This is a genomic window from Bradyrhizobium sp. CCBAU 11386 (assembly GCF_028128955.1).
Taxonomy (GTDB): domain Bacteria; phylum Pseudomonadota; class Alphaproteobacteria; order Rhizobiales; family Xanthobacteraceae; genus Bradyrhizobium.
In genome coordinates, this window is record NZ_LBKA01000082.1 from 1 (window position 1) to 778 (window position 778).

The 778-nt window shown below is 59.3% G+C and carries 1 protein-coding gene; it reads left to right on the forward strand.

Annotated elements, in window-relative coordinates; genetic code table 11:
* On the forward strand, positions 1 to 769 hold a 769-nt coding region (locus tag XI09_RS08475), incomplete at its 5' end, for a transposase (RefSeq protein WP_271566436.1).
* Positions 770 to 778 lie beyond the last annotated feature (9 nt).

The following is a 778-nucleotide window of genomic DNA, read 5'->3' on the forward strand; positions in this document are numbered from 1 at the left end:
GGACAAGCAGATCTCGCTCTCCGATCCTGACGCCCGCTCGATGGCCACAAGTGGCAAGGACACCGGCATTGTCGGCTACAACGTGCAGATTGCAGTTGATACGCAGCATCATCTCATTGTGGCCCACGAGGTGACCAACGTGGGCAGCGATCGGCACCAGCTCGCGAACATGGCCAGGCAGGCGCGTGACGAGATGGTTGTCGAGACGATCGATGCCGTTGCTGATCGCGGCTACTACGACGGCGAAGAGATCCGTGCCTGCGAGGAGACAGGCATCACGGTCACATTGCCAAAACCGCTGACCTCAGGAGCGAAGGCCGCAGGCCGTTTTGGCAAGCAGGACTTCATCTATGTTGCGGCCGAGGACATCTATCGCTGCCCTGCCGGCGAGCGGTTGACGTACCGCTTCACCGGTCAAGAGGACGGCAAGATGCTGCGCCGTTACTGGACGAACGCTTGCCAAAGCTGCTCGCTCAAAGCTCAGTGTACGACTGGCCCCGAGCGACGTATCGCGCGGTGGGAGCACGAGGCTGTGCTGGAGAGGGTTCAGCAGCGGCTTGACCAAGACCCCAACAAGATGACTTTGCGCCGTCAAACGGCCGAGCATCCGTTCGGGACCATAAAGGCCTGGATGGGGGCAACGCACTTCCTGATGCGAAGACAGCACAAGGTTGCGACCGAGATGGCGCTCAATGTGCTCGCCTACAATCTAAAACGTGTAATAGCCATTCTGGGCTGCCGAACACTACTGGAAGCGATGCAGACGTAAAGGAGTTTG